The organism is Acinetobacter sp. 16, assembly GCF_033439925.1.
Taxonomy (GTDB): Bacteria; Pseudomonadota; Gammaproteobacteria; order Pseudomonadales; family Moraxellaceae; genus Acinetobacter; species Acinetobacter junii.
Window position 1 is genome coordinate 2,524,724 of sequence record NZ_CP137746.1, and the last position, 16,373, is coordinate 2,541,096.

The window sequence follows — 16,373 nt, forward strand, 5'->3', positions numbered from 1 at the left end:
AAAATTAATTAATTTTTCATATTTTACATAGCAAGAATCATTCTGCTTGGCTCCACATGTATAGGAGTAGTATTGAAAATGTAAAAATACGATTTTATTTCTTATTTTTTCAGAGAGGTTTAGAGCTATATCGTTTTGAAGATCAATAACCCAAGAAAGCTGTCACAAGCTTTCTTGGGTCGAACAAATTTACATCAAGTCTTTAAAAGTCAGACTGATTGCTTTGGATGTACCATATTTTTTACAGCTAAAATATCTGCCAAAACCTCATCAGAAATTAGATTTTCAGCTTTAATTAAACTCAGCACACTTTGGCCAGATTCATTTGCTTGTTTAGCAATACGTGTCGTGGTTTCATAACCTAAAAATGGATTTAATGCTGTAATAATACCAATCGAATTTTCAACTTGTGACTGACAAAGTTCCGCATTAGCACGAATCGTATCAATACATTTAAGTTGGAACATTTGCATTGCTTTTCCTAGCAAATCAATTGATTCAAATAGTTTGAATGCAATCAATGGTTCCATCGCATTAAGCTGCAACTGCCCTGCCTCAGCAGCTAAAGTGACAGCCAAATCATTTGCAATCACTTGGAAACAAATTAAATTCATTGCCTCTGGAATTACAGGATTCACTTTACCTGGCATGATTGAACTTCCAGGCTGACGTGGCTCAAGATAAATTTCACTTAAACCAGCACGTGGACCACTCGATAATAGACGCAAATCATTGGCGATTTTTGAAAGCTTCGTCGCTGTACGTTTTAGGAAACTCGACAATAAAACAAAATCACCCATATCTGATGTGGCTTCGATTAAATCAGGTGAACTGCTAATCTTACGACCCGTAATTTCTGACAAAGCTTCAATAGCATATTCACGATACTTCACTTCAGTATTGATGCCTGTACCTATCGCGGTACCACCTAGATTTACAACACTCAAAGCATCGGGCATGATCTGATTTAATTTATCTAAATCATTTTGTAATGTAGCAGCAAAAGCCCCAAATTCTTGCCCTAATGTCATCGGCACAGCATCTTGTAACTGAGTTCTACCCATTTTCAAAATATCCGAAAACTCTTCAGATTTTGCTCTAAAACTCGCAATTAGATGATTAAAAGGTACATTTAATTGTTCGATTGCCGCAATTAAACCTATTTTGATTGCAGTAGGATATACATCGTTGGTCGACTGAGACATATTCACATCATTGTTAGGATGTAAGTATTGATATTCACCCTTAGTATGACCTAGATATTCCAATCCAATATTTGCCACAACCTCATTTATATTCATATTGGTTGAGGTTCCAGCACCACCTTGGATCATATCCACCATAAATTGGTCATGATATTGGTTATTTAAAATCTGCTGGCATGCATATTGAATTGCTTTGTTCTTATTTTCATCAATTTTATTTAATTTAAGATTTGAATAAGCACACGCAGACTTAACCATTGCCAATGCTTTAATAAAGTTTGGAAACTGGCTTAATTTACTTTGGCTTAAATTAAAATTCTCGATTGCTCTTAAAGTTTGTACACCATAATAACAATTCGAAGAAATTTCTTTAAAACCCAATAAATCTTTTTCAGTCCGCGTATTAATCTTAATGTTCATTTTAATAAATCCTGTACGACTATATTTTTATGTTAAAAGACTGTGTGTGTTTTTTCTAATGTAAAAAAATATTACTACATGCATTTTTTGCATAATAGATTATAATAGTGTATGAGCATGCATTAAGGATAATTTATGACCTTGGAAATTCGATGGATTGAAGATTTACTTGCATTAGAACAGGAAAAGTCAATCTCCCAAGCAGCAGAGATCAGGCATGTAACTCAGTCTGCCTTCTCACGTAGACTACAAAATATTGAAAATGCTTTGGGTTTCCCAATCCTCGATCGAGAAAGTAAAAATATTGATTTCACTGAAGCTGGACAAATTTTATTAGCTACTGCTAAAAACATTCACAACCAACTTTCAAGCACAATTACCTATTTAGAAAAAAATATTAAAAACAATGAACTAAATACAAAATTCGCTGTTTCGCATTCGCTCATTACGCAGTTTTTCCCGCGTTTTATTCATGAGCTTTCAGAAGATCTGAGTGATTTAAAATTAGAAATTATTGCAGCAAACCTCAAACAAGGCATGCGCTTGCTCACAGATGGTTCTTGCGATTTCTTGATTTGTTATTGTGACCAGAAAACTTTAGCTCAAATGGATTTTTCACTTTTTCTTTTCCACAAAATCGTGAAAGTGGAAATTTTGCCTGTCACCGCCCTTTATAATAACCAACCAAAATATTCATTTAATGAATTATTTCCGTTGTTATCATATAGCAAACAGGCTTATCTGAGAAAATGTGTCGATGATATTATAGAAAATCAACTAAACTATCGAATATTATATGAAACTGATAATGCAAGCGATTTAAAAGAACTCGTTTTACAAGGTTTAGGAATTGCTTGGCTACCAAAGCTTCTTGTTGAAAAAGATTGCAGAAAATAAACTTAAAATCGTTGAACCAATTAATTTTCACACATATCAAGACGTTTATATCATCAGAAGAAAAATCGTACTCTCCAAAAGAATAAACTATATTTGGGATTTTTTAACCTCACAAGAATTCAAATAATAATAATTATGAAATAAAAAAGATTGCTTAATACCGATGATCTAAAATCAGATTCAAAGATATTAAACAATCATTTTAGTTTATAAATTTACTTGTCATCCAATCTTTTTACTGGTTTCAAAAGTTAGGTGTTATCTGCTAAACGACTCACTGGCACAATTGAATCAACAACCACTTCCTCAACCTCATCGACTTCCTCATTGCCCACTTCAGTTCTAGCAATCACAGCTGTAGCAATACTGTTGCCTATGACATTTGTTGCAGTTCTGCCCATATCCAAAAATTGATCAACCGCAAGGATCAATAAAATTCCAGCCTCAGGCAATTTAAACATCACTAAAGTAGATGCAATCACAACAATTGAAGCCCTTGAAACACCGGCTATTCCTTTACTGGTGATCATTAACGTTAATAGAATTAAAACTTGTTGAGTAAAGCTTAGATCAATATTGTAAGCTTGTGCAATAAAGAGTACTGCAAAAGACATATACATCATTGAACCATCTAGGTTAAATGAATAACCAAGTGGTAACACAAAACTGGTAATCCGTTTGGGTACACCAAACTTATTCAACGCTTCCATTGTCTTAGGATAAGCAGATTCACTACTTGCCGTAGCAAAAGCTAAAATTGTCGGTTCACGTACAGCTTTGACCAATCTAAAAACATCTTTCTCCAAGAAAATATAACCAAAAGAAATCAGGATCATCCATAAGATCAACAGCCCCACATAGAACTGCCCGATAAAAATACTATATTCTAAGATCAGCTTCGGACCCTGAACTGTGATTGCAGATGCAATTGCCGCGAAAACAGCGATTGGCGCAGCAGCCATCACGTAATCCGTGATACGGAACATCACACGACATAGTTCATCAATAATGCGCCCAATGACGGTAGCCCCAGATTGATGTTGGACAAAAGCTAAAGCCGAACCAAGAAATATCGAAAAAACTAAAATTTGAAGAATTTCATTATTCGCCATTGCCTCAGCGAAACTACGCGGGAAGATATGCGTAATAAATGTTTGAAGACTTAAGCTTGATGCACTTACACCCACATCTACAGCTTCCTTTGGTATAACGAGATTCATTCCCACACCCGGTTGGAAATAATTCGCAAGTCCCATACCTAGCAATAGTGAAATAAATGAAGCGCCAATAAACCAACTCATGGCTTTGACTGTAATCGATCCTAAAGAGGATGATTTACCCATCGAAATTAATCCTGAAACAATCGTTGCAAAGACTAATGGAGCAATAATCATCTTAATCAATCGAAGAAAGACATCCGTGACAATCTTAAAATAAGATGCAATATCCGTTGCTTGTGCTGTACTTACTGAGCTATGACATGCCCAACCAACTAATATTCCCGATATCATTGCGATGAGAATATATTTGAGCAACCTTTTTTGGTTCATAATAATTATTCCTTCCCTATCCTTCTTTACACCAATGTGATCAATACACATCAAACCTTGGTGATAATCCATGTTGACTCAGTCAAAATTTTTCAGCCATACAGCAGAACTTTCGACTCAACAATAAGCACAGGCAAGTGTCACTTTTTTCTTTTAAAAACGATAATGCAAAAATTAAATATTTCATGCAAAAAATGCATGATTTTTAAAGCAGTACAAAACATAGATAATAGTTATGCAATCCTATCAGCAAAGATTTTTCTTGTTTTTTAGCATACTAAATTTATTTTTATTTTAGATAACAATTCTCTTAATTTATCAAACAATCAATTTAGTATGAAATTTGCTTGGGTGAATGCATTAACATCAGTATTCTTTTTCACAAAATCTATCCACTTTAGATTCCATAAAAAATTTAAATAATAAATAGATGTTTAAAATTTTCTTATAGAAATAAAAAAGCCTCTGTATAAACAGAGGCTTTTTAAGTATTTGGCGGAAGCGGTGAGATTCGAACTCACGGAGGACTCACACCCTCGTCGGTTTTCAAGACCGGTGCATTAAACCGCTCTGCCACGCTTCCAATGGCGGCTATCATATAAATAAAAATTCAACTTGGCAAATCTTTTATTCAAAATAATGCACTGAACGCTCAAAATAAAATCAACAGCTTATAAATTTATTGATTTTGAGATTTTTCATAGCGAATTGAGTTGATATACCAAAGTTTTTTCCCTAAAGGAGTGATGACCTCAACCTCGTCGTCCACTTGTTTACTCAATAAAGCACAAGCCATTGGTGATTCAATGGATATATGTTGTGGATGATGATCATATATTTCATCGACACCGACGATACGTAAGGTTTTTTGCTCACCAGCATCATTTTCTATCTCAACCCAAGCCCCAAAGTAAACTTTTCCTTCTTGCTCAGGGACATAATCTACGATTTTTAATTCTTCTAAACGCTTTCCTAAATATCTAACTCTGCGATCAATTTTCCTAAGCAATTGTTTATTATACTGATAATCAGCATTTTCCGAACGATCGCCTAAACTTGCTGCCCAATTTACTTTTTTAGTGATCTCAGGTCGCTCGTCATGCCAAAGCTTTTTCAACTCGGCAACCAATAAATCATGTCCTGTACGAGTAATTAAATTCGATTTCATAGATAAAAATACGCTATTACAACATTCCATTTACAAGATTTAGCATTGTATTCCTTATTTGATCATCACCAAAGTGTATAAATTTTATTCTTTTTCAAATCAGACGGTTGTGATGTATTTCTCATTTTTTTACTGTACAAAATTTGACAATCAGTTTTTTGACCCTTAATATGCGCCCCTAAGTTAGTTTTTGTTTACTTTTTATACATTTTGTAAATGTTGTGAAACATTTATTAAATATCCGATCAACCCAATGTCATTTTGAATGACGTTCATGACTTGCCCACCCCTTATCGAATTTATCAACTTTTAAAAGCGAAGTTTTTGTTTTCTGAGCTTTTAGGGCATAAATTATCTGTAGCGGAGACAACATGCACAGTAATTCAAGTTCTGGGTCTAGGCCTAGCCTTAACTCTTTATCTTCTAAACGTCCATTTCAAGCTTTAGCTTTAGGATTCGCAATCCTTCCTTTTAATAGCTTGAATGCTGAGAAATCTCATCAATACAACACAGTCGTAACGACAAAAGTTTTAACCGTGGTTGCAGTTGAAAATCCAACCACAGTTTTTAAAGACGGCGAATTTTTACATGGTTTCGGTTACGATTTAGCTCGAAACTACGCACAAAGTCTCAACGTGAAGTTAGATTTTAAGACAGTTCCTGACAATGCCACTGCTTTAAAGTGGATTGCTCAAGGCAAAGCAAATCTTGCAATGACCACAGCAAATCTTGCAACGATTGAAAGTAAACAGCTTGTTTCCTTTTCTGCAAGTTGTGGCGATCAAGCAACTTTGAGTAAAAATGGTTTAAACCCTCAATTAAACTGGGTGTTTAAACAAGCTGACGATCCATTGACTTTAACTGCGAGTGGTTTTGTTTGCCAAAGCAAACAGTCAGGAACAACTCAGCAATTAGCCTCTTTTTATAATCGTAATGTCGTTAAACCTGAATCTTGGTCAACGATTCAAAAAGACCTCAATCAGCGTCTTCCAATCTATAAGGCAAGCTTTAAACAAAGTGCTGCGAAATATAATTTAGATTGGCATTTATTAGCTGCAATTGGTTATCAAGAATCATATTTAAAACCCACTTCGGTGTCTCCCACGGGTGTTCGTGGTTTGATGATGCTGACGAGCAGCACAGCGCAAGCAATGGGTGTAACTAACCGTACGGATCCAATACAAAGCATTCAAGGCGGTGCTAAGTATTATGATCTTATGTTAGATCAATATGAGAATGTTCCCTATCCAGATCGTAACTGGTATGCGCTGGTTGCATACAATATGGGGCCAGGTGCAGTAAATCAGATTCAAAAACGTATTAAGGCTCAAGGTAAGAACCCAAATCAATGGGTAAACCTATATGACTATTTACAGCGTAATCAAGCGCGTAATGGTCGTTACAAGCAAGCATTACAGTACGTCACCCGAATCCGTACATATCTAGAGCATCTAAAAACGAGTAATCGTATCGAAGTTTAAAATGCTCAGAGCAAAAAAAAGCTTACCAACGGTAAGCTTTTTTTATGAATAAACTTATGCAGTTTGTTCAAGAACCTTTTTGAATAAATCTTTTTGTTCTTGGCTAGGCTTAGCAGTTTGTAATGCCATCAATTGAGACATGTCGCCTTGCACTTTAATTTTACCTGTCATGAATGCTTGCATAGCAGCTGCCATATCAAACTCTAAGAACACTTTACGTAGAGTCTCTGCATCCATATTTAAAGTTGTTTTAGCATTTGGAGATAAACCCTTTTGGATTTTACCAGCGTCTAAAGCTAACTCTGTATTTCCAGCTGCATCTGTTACAACCAAGTTAATCGCTAAGTTTGCAAGTGCTGGTGGTAAATTTAAATCACCTGCTTCAGCAGTAAGTTTTTCAACAGTTGCAAACCAATCATCAGTTAAAAATGCAGCCATGATTATTCCTCAAATGTATTTGTTCAGTTTCTTGTGCCATCTATCCAGACGACATCACATGAAGCTTTTTGCTCGTGCCCTGTTATAGCATGTAATTTTTATTTTAGGCTATGATTTTTTGTACGCGATATTCAATTTTTAAAAAATTTATAAAGAAAAGGCACTTATCAAAGTGCCTTTTAAAAAACTTTTACATTTTACTCTGCAGCAAAACTCAAATTCACTACATCGAGACGATTTTTCATTTCTTCTGGATCTTTCATATGAAACTCACGTTGACTATCCAATGCCTCGAAATCAAATAATTCACGGTCCGCTAGTTGTGATGGAGAAACATTCTGTAATGCCCCAAAAATACTATGTAAACGTTTCGGATATTGTTTATCCCATTCACGTAGCATGTCATTGATGATCGCACGCTGTAGATTTTCTTGCGAACCGCAAAGATTACACGGAATAATCGGGAACTTTCTTAACTCTGCATATTTGATGATGTCTTTTTCTTCAACATATGCCAATGGACGAATCAGAATGTTCTTTTTATCTGAAGACAATAATTTTGGTGGCATCGCTTTTAAACTGCCGCCATGGAATAAGTTCAAAAAGAATGTCGCCATGATGTCATCACGGTGATGTCCTAATGCAACTTTAGTCGCGCCAATTTCTTGAGCAAAACCATAGAGTGAACCACGACGTAAACGAGAGCAAACGGCGCAATAAGTTTTACCTTCTGGCGTTAAACGCTTAGTAATCGTATAGGTATCCTTCTCAAGGATATAATATGGAATGTTATTTTCTTCCATATAGCGTGGTAGCACGTCTTCTGGGAAACCAGGTTGCTTTTGGTCAAGATTCACAGCCACGATATCAAAATTGATCGGTGCAATGCGCTTAAACTGCAACAAGATATCAAGCAATGTATAACTGTCTTTACCTCCAGACACACATACCATTACCTTATCGCCATCTTCGATCATGTTGTAATCACGAATTGCATGCCCAACTTGGCGACGAAGTTTTTTCAACAGGCGATAATACGCCGAACTTGTCGGAAGTTCTGGCTTGAAATTAAATCCTTGGTTGGACTCCACTGGCGCGTACATAGACGTGATTTACCCATAAACAAAAATACCGCGAGATTTTATCCGATTCCGAAAATTTGCGCACCAAAAGAATTTTTCAATTTCTTTCATTCGTCATATTCAAAAAGGATACTGACAAAACCTGCATCAAATTTGATCAGATTTAGCTAGATTGCTTATATTTCAAACTTTTCCACAGTTTTCCACAAAACCTGTGGATAAAATTGTGGATTTCTTCGCTATTGACAAACTGCTTTTATCTGAAAATAAGGCTTCCGATCAAATTGATCATTTTTTAACCAACACTTTTTAGCAATTAAAATCAATTACTTACATATGTCAAGTTTTCGTTTTCAAAAAAAATATTTAATTTTTTTTGATGAACATTCGCACAAAAGGACTTGATTTTTGTCAGACAGTCAAAATTAAAAAAATTGTAGCAAAAGTTCTTTTTATGATTTTTTTTGTTAAACTGCTGTGAAGAAATTATGCTTTTTTACGAATATTATAACGATGGATAGTAAAAATTATTTTTTCGCCCTTTGGTTGGGGACAGTCGGTTTAATGAGCTGCTCAGCAATATATGCTGGTCAGACCATTTATCAGTTCAAAGATACTAACGGCACTACACTTCTCACCAATAAGAAAAAGGCAGAATATAGCCATCTCAAAGTGGTAAAAGCCACTTATTATCCTGACAGTAATATTCACAGTTATAGCAACTGGGGTGCGAGTGAAGCTTCAGTACTTCCTAGCTATAGTCGTAATAAAAATGCATTTGATCAAATAATTCGACAAGCAGCTCAACAACATGGAGTTGCAGAAGGATTAATCAAAGCCGTGATGCATACTGAATCAGGATTTAATATCAACGCACGTTCTCCTGTTGGCGCTCAAGGTTTAATGCAACTCATGCCAGCAACGGCTCGACGTTTTAATGTAAGTAATGCATATGACCCTCAACAAAACATATATGCTGGCGCAAAATACCTGAGTTGGTTACTACGAAGATTTAATGGAAATACTCAACTTGCACTTGCAGCCTATAATGCTGGTGAAGGTAATGTTGATAAATATGGTGGAATTCCTCCATTTAGAGAAACTCAAGATTATGTCCGTCGAGTAACCAGTCGTTATCAAAACTTATATGCTTCTGGTCTAGGCATGAGTAACTCATCGTCTGCTCAAAGTGGACAAGTACTAGCTCAGTCTGCGAACTACACTACTCCACCACGAAGCGAACCGAGTCCTCCACCAAAACAATATAATCGACAAATCATTACCCTAGCTGATGGTACTTTTACTGATGCACCATCAGGTACATATACTACAGCAAATGCAACTGCATCAGCCCGAATAAATATTAGCGAATGATCGTTTAGCCTATATTCTCACACTATGATTTTAGTGTTGATTTTATAACTTTCTCACTCGCTAAGTGACTGTTTAAATACTAGTTCATTGTTTTATTAGCTTAATGTATCTACGCCCATTTTTTGCTTGAATTTTTAAGCATCGCCCTGCATATTATGATCATGATTTAAATTTATAAATCAGATTACTTTTTCTTTACATGAGGGTTTTCTCAATGATGCGGATTGGTTTGTTCTTGCTAACCAACCTCGCGGTACTGGTTGTAGCTGGCATTATCTTGTCACTCTTCGGTGTCGGTAGTTACCATGGCGCGGGTGGCTTGAATCTAGGCAACCTTTTGGTCGTCTGTTTTGTCTTTGGTATGGTGGGTTCATTAATTTCCCTCTTCATGTCGAAGTGGATGGCTAAAAAAACCACTGGAACTGAATTAATTGACCCAAATGCGCCTCGAAATCAGGCTGAAGCGTGGTTGTTACAAGAAGTTGCTCAATTATCCCAACGTGCAGGTATCAAAATGCCTGAGGTGGGTATCTTCCCGTCATACCAATCAAATGCGTTTGCAACGGGTTGGAACAAGAATGATGCTCTAGTAGCTGTATCAACTGGCTTACTTGAGCGAATGAATAAAGATGAATTGCGTGCGGTTCTTGCACATGAAATCGGTCACGTTGCAAATGGTGATATGGTTACTTTGGCATTGATACAAGGTGTTGTGAACGCCTTTGTGATGTTCTTTGCACGTGTAGCAGGCGATTTCATTGACCGCAATGTCTTTGGTCGTGAAGATGGAGAAGCACCTGGTCTTGCTTACTTCGCAATTATCATTGTTCTCGATATCGTATTTGGTATTTTAGCCTCTACGATCGTGATGTGGTTCTCTCGTCAACGTGAATACCGCGCAGATGAGGCTGGAGCACGTTTAGCGGGTAAACAAGCGATGATTTCGGCATTACTCCGTTTACAAGCAGAATCAGAGATGCCTGATCAAATGCCAAAAGAAATGAAAGCTTTTGCGATTACTGAAGGTAAAGAGCAAGGTTTCAGCTTAGCAGCTTTATTCCAAACTCACCCAAGTATTGAACAACGTGTAGCAGCTCTACAACAATTAAATGTTCAATAATTCAAATAGATTAAACAAAATAAAGCCTCCTTAATGGAGGCTTTATTTATATTTATGAGTGCAAATTAAGCCGATTAGAATGACTGATAAAGTTGCCATAAATAACTGACACCGAGCCAAACAGCGAGAATCAGTAAGATCAATACAGCAATTCCTAATAGATCAGGAATACGTAACCAAATCCAACTTACAATAGGATTACGCCAAAATGCTGAGGTCTTTTGCTTTTGTTCCAAAGACTCATGCAAAAAAGGATGTACCACATGAATATCACTATGCACTTGGTATTCTTCTCGGATGTGGTCATGCACAATCTCTAATGTTTTACGACTTGGACGTATAAATACATCAAATAGTGTCCCAACAATCGGTACAAATCCAACCAGCATATCGAGAATGGCAAGCTTAATTACACCAGCTAATTTATGTTGCGGTACACCAACTTCTTTTGCCTTTTTAAAGGCATACATGGTCAGAATGAAACCCGCAATATCTCCTGCAAATGGGATTGTACTTAATGCAGCATCCGCACCAACGCCCTGTTTCGTGAAAGGAATTCGGACTAAACTATCCATTGTGTTGGCAAATTTAGCTAAATCTCGCTCGACTGCGATTGCTTGCTGTTGAGTTAATTTTTTTTGTTCTGTTTGACCAGTCATCAACCTAACCTAAAAACTACGTTTATGTTTGAGAATAAAGTAGTTTTTAGATTTTGTCGGTACATTTATTATTAAAATTTAGAATAAAATCATTGAAGCTATAAACAAATAAACAATGACACCTGTCGCGTCACAAATCGAAGTAACTAAAGGCGCAGAAGCACTTGCAGGATCTAAACCAGCTTTGTTCAGAATAAAAGGCAAACTCATACCAATCAAACACCCCATCAATACGATTCCCATCATACTTAGGGCAAGGACTAAAGCCACCATTTCATCACCACGAAAAAAACCTAGTAATGATACGGCAATCGCCATTGTTCCCCCCAAACACAACGCGACTAGGCTTTCACGTCCGAGTAAGTAAAACCAATCCTTAAATTGGACATCGCCTGTCGCTAAAGCTCTCACCATCAGAGTAGATGATTGCGAACCAGCATTTCCTCCACTCCCCACAAGTAACGGTAAGAAAAAAACTAAAACTAAGTTTTGGGCAATCACATCTTCGTAGTGTGCTATTCCGATACCCGAAAGCAAACTACCAAAAACTAAAAACACCAACCAAAAGACACGTTTTTGATAGAGCTGAACAATCGGAGCAGATTTAATACTAAGTTTCGATGATGCATTTACTGCACCTACTTTTAAAAAGTCTTCTGTTGCTTCTTCACTAGCAACATCCATCGCATCATCATAGGTCACGATACCGACCATCATGCCCTTGCGATCAATAATCGGCAATGCCAATAGATCATAACGTGCAATGGTCTTTGCAACCTCATCTTGGTCTGTATCGACATAAGCTGTCAGTACATTGGTTTCCATAAGTAGATTAATATTTTGATCTTCAGCTGCCAAGATGAGTTGCTTTAAGGATAATACACCTAGAAGCTTTCTAGCTTCATCGAGAACATATGCAAAATAAATCATCTCAGTGTCAGGGGCCTCTAAACGCAACATTTTGATCGCCTCATTGACCTGCATATTAGGCTTTAAGGTTGCATATTCCGAACTCATAATCGCACCAGCTGTTCCTTCAAGATAGGATGCTAGCTGGCGAATATCTTCTCTTTCAGCCTGCGCGAGTGCAGGCAACAGTGCATTTTGTTGATCTTCATCCAAACACTTAAATACATCTGCACGTTTATCAGATGACATTTCACCTATGATTTCAGCCAAGGTATTTCGTGACATGGCTTTTGCCAATTTGACTTGTTCATTCGGTGCTAGATATGAAAACACGTAGGCACGATCAGGCAAATGGGTCAATAATAATTGACTTTGATCTAAAGATAACTGGGTCAATACATCTGCAATATCAACAGGGCGAAATGTTTTTAGTGATGCTAGAGCGAGTTCGATATGATTATTTTTTAACGCGTCGCTTAATAAATATAAAAAGTTGTTATAGCTCATGTGGATCTCTTCACTACAAATAATCAGCAATGAAGAGTGATGTACAGTCAATTATTTGACTGATAAAAGAAGCTCTTCATCCTGATTTTGATGAATAAAAAAATGTGAAATTATGAATAAATCACAACTATGTATTTCCATTTAGGGAACAAAACCTCTTAGAACCGCTTATACGGCAGGGCAATACTACAAATATTTCTTTTTTTACTCAACCTACACAACAAAAATGAACAATTTGAGTCAAAGGTAAAATACCCCCTATCAAATTGTTCATTCGTAAAACTTAAAGTTTTAATAATCTATAATTTTGCAGTTTTCATTTTAGGCTTAAAGTAATGTGTGACTAACACGTACATAAATGGAATAAATATCAGCACCAAAACAGTTCCAAAAACCACACCGCCAAACACACTAAAACCAATCGCTTGTCGGCTCAGCGCTCCTGCTCCTGTTGAAAACATTAATGGGATAACACCCGCACCAAAAGCAATTGATGTCATCAGAATCGGTCTTAAACGTAAACCTGCCGCATGCAATGCTGCATCTAAACTATTGCGACCCTGTTGCTGTAAGCTTGCTGCGAACTCAACCATCAAAATTGCATTCTTACATGACAAACCAATCGTGGTTAATAGTGCAATCTGAAAATAAATATCATTAGCAAAGCCAAACAGATAGCTAAAGATAATCGTTCCTCCAACTCCTAAAGGTATGGCTGCCATCACAACAGATGGAATAGACCAACTTTCATAAAGTGCTGCTAAACAAAGGAAAATAAACGCGACTGAAACCAGATATAACCAAATCGCTTGATTACTCGATTGTTGCTCTTGATAAGATAAACCACTCCATTCCAATCCGACTTCGGGCATTTGATCTACTAAAGTTTGAATCGCTTGCATGCCTTGCCCACTGCTAAAACCAGCAGCTGCATCAGCCTCGAGATTGATCGCAGGGTAACCCATAAAACGCTCTAACATCGGTGGTGCACCTTGCCAATCTATTTGGCTGAATTGAGTAAAAGGCACCATTTGTCCACTGGCATTTTTTACATACCAATAGTTTAGATCATCAGGCTTTGAACGATATGGTGCATCACCTTGTAAATAGACACGTTTGATCCGTCCACGATCAATAAAGTCATTGATATAGCTTCCGCTCCAAGCAGTAGATAAAGTTTGGTTAATATCATTTACATTAAGACCATGAATCATCGCAGCCTTATAATCGATCTTGATATTTAATACGGCTTGATCATCATTGCTTTTTTTATCGAGATTCTCTACAGAATCCTGCTGATTGCCCTGCTGTTGTAAAGCTTCAAAAGACTTCACAAGACTATCCCGCCCCAGACCTTGAGTATCCTGAAGCCAGAAATCCATTTTGTCTGAGTTACCTAAACCGCGAATCACTGAAGGCATAATCACCATGATTCGCGCTTGATTATTTTTGGAAAAATATTGCATCGCTCTAGCACGAATCTGTTGAGCACTATTTTCTGAACCAGGTCTATCATCCCAATGTTTAAGAGAAATAAATGCTTGTCCAAGGTTTTGTCCTGTACCAGAGAAATTTCGACCATGGATGACCATGACACCATTCAAATTTGCTTTTTCATTTTCAAGGAAATAATCAGAAATCGTCTTACCTACCGCTTCTGTTTTACTCATCGGTGTACCTTGTGGAAGCGTAAATTGTACTCCCAGCAAACCTTGATCTTCTTGAGGTAGGAAACTCGTTGGAAGAATTCGATAAACCAAAACAAAACTTGCAATTAAGCCAACAATCGCGATTAAAGAAAATACTTTAAAACCAATAACCTTACTTGAAAACTTCAAATAACGCGTTTTGATATTGTCCAAACTATTATTGAACCAGATCGCCCATTTCGCCTGTTTCTGTTGCGGTTTGAGTAAAATGGCGCACATCGCTGGAGTCAAAATCAAAGCAACAAAAAGTGATAGCACCATGGCAACGACAAGGGTTATCGAAAACTGTCGATAGATAATGCCTGTTGCTCCACTAAAGAACGACATCGGAATAAAAACCGCAGTTAGAACCAACGTAATCCCGACCAATGCTCCACTGATTTCCTGCATGGACTGAATCGAAGCTTGTTTAGCACTTAATTGCTGTTCGTGCATAAGACGTTCAACGTTTTCAACCACAACAATCGCATCATCGACCAACAGGCCAATTGCCAATACCATCGCAAATAATGTCAGAGTATTAATGCTCATCCCTAAAACAGATAAAACAGCAAACGTCCCCAAAATCACAACGGGTACGGTCACAGCAGGAACGAGTGTTGCTCGCCAGTTTTGGAGGAAGATAAACATCACTAAGACAACGAGGATAATTGCCTCAACTAATGTCGAAACCACTTGTGACATAGACTCTTTTACAAAAGGAGTATCATCACGTGGATACACCACAAAATACCCTTCAGGTAATGCTTTTTCTAATCGAGCGACCTCTTTATATACTGCATCAGCAACTTGCATTACATTTGCACCAACGGTCAATGACAGCGAAAGACCTGATGCTGGATAACCATTTAAACGGTTAAAAACCTGATAATTTTCTGCTCCTACTTCAACTCGTGCGATATCTTTTAGATAAATAAATTGCCCATCATTATTTGCTTTTACGACGATGTTTTCGAATTGTTCAGGTGTTCGCAACAAAGACCCTGAAGTCACTTTCGCATTCAGATATTGATTTTCAACCGAAGGGAGTTCTCCAATTGCACCTGCAGCTACTTGAGTATTTTGATTTTCTAATGCTGATCGAACATCACTAACTTGTAATTGATAACTCTGTAGTTTTTGTGGATCTAACCAAATTCGCATTGCATACTGCGAACCAAAAATATTAACTTCACCAATCCCTTCAATACGGCTCAAATTAAGCTCAAAGTTATTGGTCAAATAGTCAGAAATATCTAAATTTGTTGAACGTCCAGATTTATCACCTAGACCAATCACCATAAATGAATCGCTTAATGACTTGCGTACGTTCACCCCTTGACGTTGAACATCTTCAGGCAGACGATTTATTGCCCCATTAACTGCATTTTGGACTTGGACTTGTGCTTGATCTGGATCTGTGCCCTGATCAAAGAACAAACTTATTCGGCTATTACCACTCGCATCACTGCTGGAGCTAAAATACAGTAAATTGTCGATTCCTTTGATCTGTTGTTCAAGCACTTGCGTAACACTATCTTCAACAGCTTGAGCATCTGCACCACTATAAGTTGCAGAAACAGTAATTCGAGGAGGCGCGATATCTGGATATCGCTCAACAGGGAGATTTTGTATCGAAAAAAAACCAACCGCCATAACGATAATCGCGAGTACGGTGGCAAAAATTGGTCGCTCAATAAAAAACTTGGATAGCATGGCTGTTCATTCCATTTTCTGAAACAGTCAATTGTTAAATGAGACTAATAAGAGTAGTTAAGTTCTTGATCATTACTGAACAATTAAGCAAACACCATGCCTTTTAACATATCATTTCAAATCGAAGGAAATGAGGAGAAATAATGGATTTTATTACAA

The 16,373-nt window shown here is 37.1% G+C and carries 11 protein-coding genes, 1 tRNA gene and 1 pseudogene; 4 read left to right on the forward strand and 9 right to left on the reverse strand.

Annotation, left to right across the window (positions count from 1 at the left end; translation table 11 throughout):
• Nucleotides 1-209: 209 nt before the first annotated feature.
• Entirely contained in the window at nt 210-1,625 is a 1,416-nt protein-coding gene (locus tag R2H34_RS12245; RefSeq protein ID WP_282896710.1) for an aspartate ammonia-lyase, read from the reverse strand.
• 135 nt (nt 1,626-1,760) lie between these two features.
• Between R2H34_RS12245 and R2H34_RS12250 the strand changes: the two are divergent.
• Nucleotides 1,761-2,649: pseudogene (locus R2H34_RS12250) on the forward strand (LysR family transcriptional regulator).
• 124 nt (nt 2,650-2,773) lie between these two features.
• Here the strand turns inward: R2H34_RS12250 and R2H34_RS12255 are convergent.
• The 3 genes from R2H34_RS12255 to greB form a co-directional block, all read right to left on the reverse strand.
• Complete coding sequence (locus R2H34_RS12255) at nt 2,774-4,072, reverse strand: dicarboxylate/amino acid:cation symporter (RefSeq protein ID WP_318342276.1); 1,299 nt, start codon at nt 4,070-4,072, stop codon at nt 2,774-2,776.
• 493 nt (nt 4,073-4,565) lie between these two features.
• A tRNA-Ser gene (locus R2H34_RS12260) sits at nt 4,566-4,655 on the reverse strand.
• Nucleotides 4,656-4,751: 96 nt separating this feature from the next.
• Nucleotides 4,752-5,240 carry a transcription elongation factor GreB gene (greB, locus tag R2H34_RS12265; protein WP_075696719.1) on the reverse strand — a complete coding sequence of 163 codons (489 nt, stop codon included), beginning with the start codon at nt 5,238-5,240 and terminating at the stop codon, nt 4,752-4,754.
• A 371-nt stretch (nt 5,241-5,611) separates the two neighbouring features.
• On the opposite strand from greB, the gene R2H34_RS12270 reads away from it, so the two are divergent.
• The gene (locus tag R2H34_RS12270) at nt 5,612-6,721 is read left to right on the forward strand and encodes a transglycosylase SLT domain-containing protein (RefSeq protein ID WP_004908222.1); all 1,110 of its coding nucleotides are present in this window, start codon (nt 5,612-5,614) and stop codon (nt 6,719-6,721) included.
• A gap of 54 nt (nt 6,722-6,775) precedes the next feature.
• Here R2H34_RS12270 and R2H34_RS12275 read toward each other — a convergent pair whose 3' ends face one another.
• Nucleotides 6,776-7,159, reverse strand: coding sequence for an SCP2 sterol-binding domain-containing protein (locus R2H34_RS12275; RefSeq protein ID WP_004676693.1), 384 nt, complete (start codon nt 7,157-7,159; stop codon nt 6,776-6,778).
• 197 nt (nt 7,160-7,356) lie between these two features.
• A complete protein-coding gene (gene ttcA / locus R2H34_RS12280; protein ID WP_318342277.1) occupies nt 7,357-8,262 on the reverse strand; it encodes a tRNA 2-thiocytidine(32) synthetase TtcA in 906 nt (301 codons plus the stop codon).
• Nucleotides 8,263-8,754: 492 nt separating this feature from the next.
• Between ttcA and R2H34_RS12285 the strand changes: the two genes are divergently transcribed.
• Together R2H34_RS12285 and htpX are read left to right on the forward strand one after the other, a co-directional pair.
• Nucleotides 8,755-9,615: a lytic transglycosylase domain-containing protein gene (locus R2H34_RS12285; RefSeq protein WP_004956064.1), complete on the forward strand. Its 861-nt coding sequence runs from the start codon at nt 8,755-8,757 to the stop codon at nt 9,613-9,615.
• A gap of 214 nt (nt 9,616-9,829) precedes the next feature.
• Nucleotides 9,830-10,735: a protease HtpX gene (htpX, locus tag R2H34_RS12290; protein WP_318342278.1), complete on the forward strand. Its 906-nt coding sequence runs from the start codon at nt 9,830-9,832 to the stop codon at nt 10,733-10,735.
• Nucleotides 10,736-10,809: 74 nt separating this feature from the next.
• Here the strand turns inward: htpX and R2H34_RS12295 are convergent, their stop codons facing one another.
• From R2H34_RS12295 to R2H34_RS12305, 3 genes are all read right to left on the reverse strand, one after another.
• The gene (locus R2H34_RS12295) at nt 10,810-11,394 is read right to left on the reverse strand and encodes a DUF4112 domain-containing protein (protein ID WP_004908234.1); all 585 of its coding nucleotides are present in this window, start codon (nt 11,392-11,394) and stop codon (nt 10,810-10,812) included.
• Between the two features lie 78 nt (nt 11,395-11,472).
• Nucleotides 11,473-12,810, reverse strand: coding sequence for a magnesium transporter (gene mgtE, locus R2H34_RS12300; protein WP_151958634.1), 1,338 nt, complete (start codon nt 12,808-12,810; stop codon nt 11,473-11,475).
• Between the two features lie 299 nt (nt 12,811-13,109).
• Nucleotides 13,110-16,214, reverse strand: a complete 3,105-nt coding sequence (locus tag R2H34_RS12305; RefSeq protein WP_282896707.1) for a multidrug efflux RND transporter permease subunit — start codon at nt 16,212-16,214, stop codon at nt 13,110-13,112.
• Nucleotides 16,215-16,373: the final 159 nt, after the last annotated feature.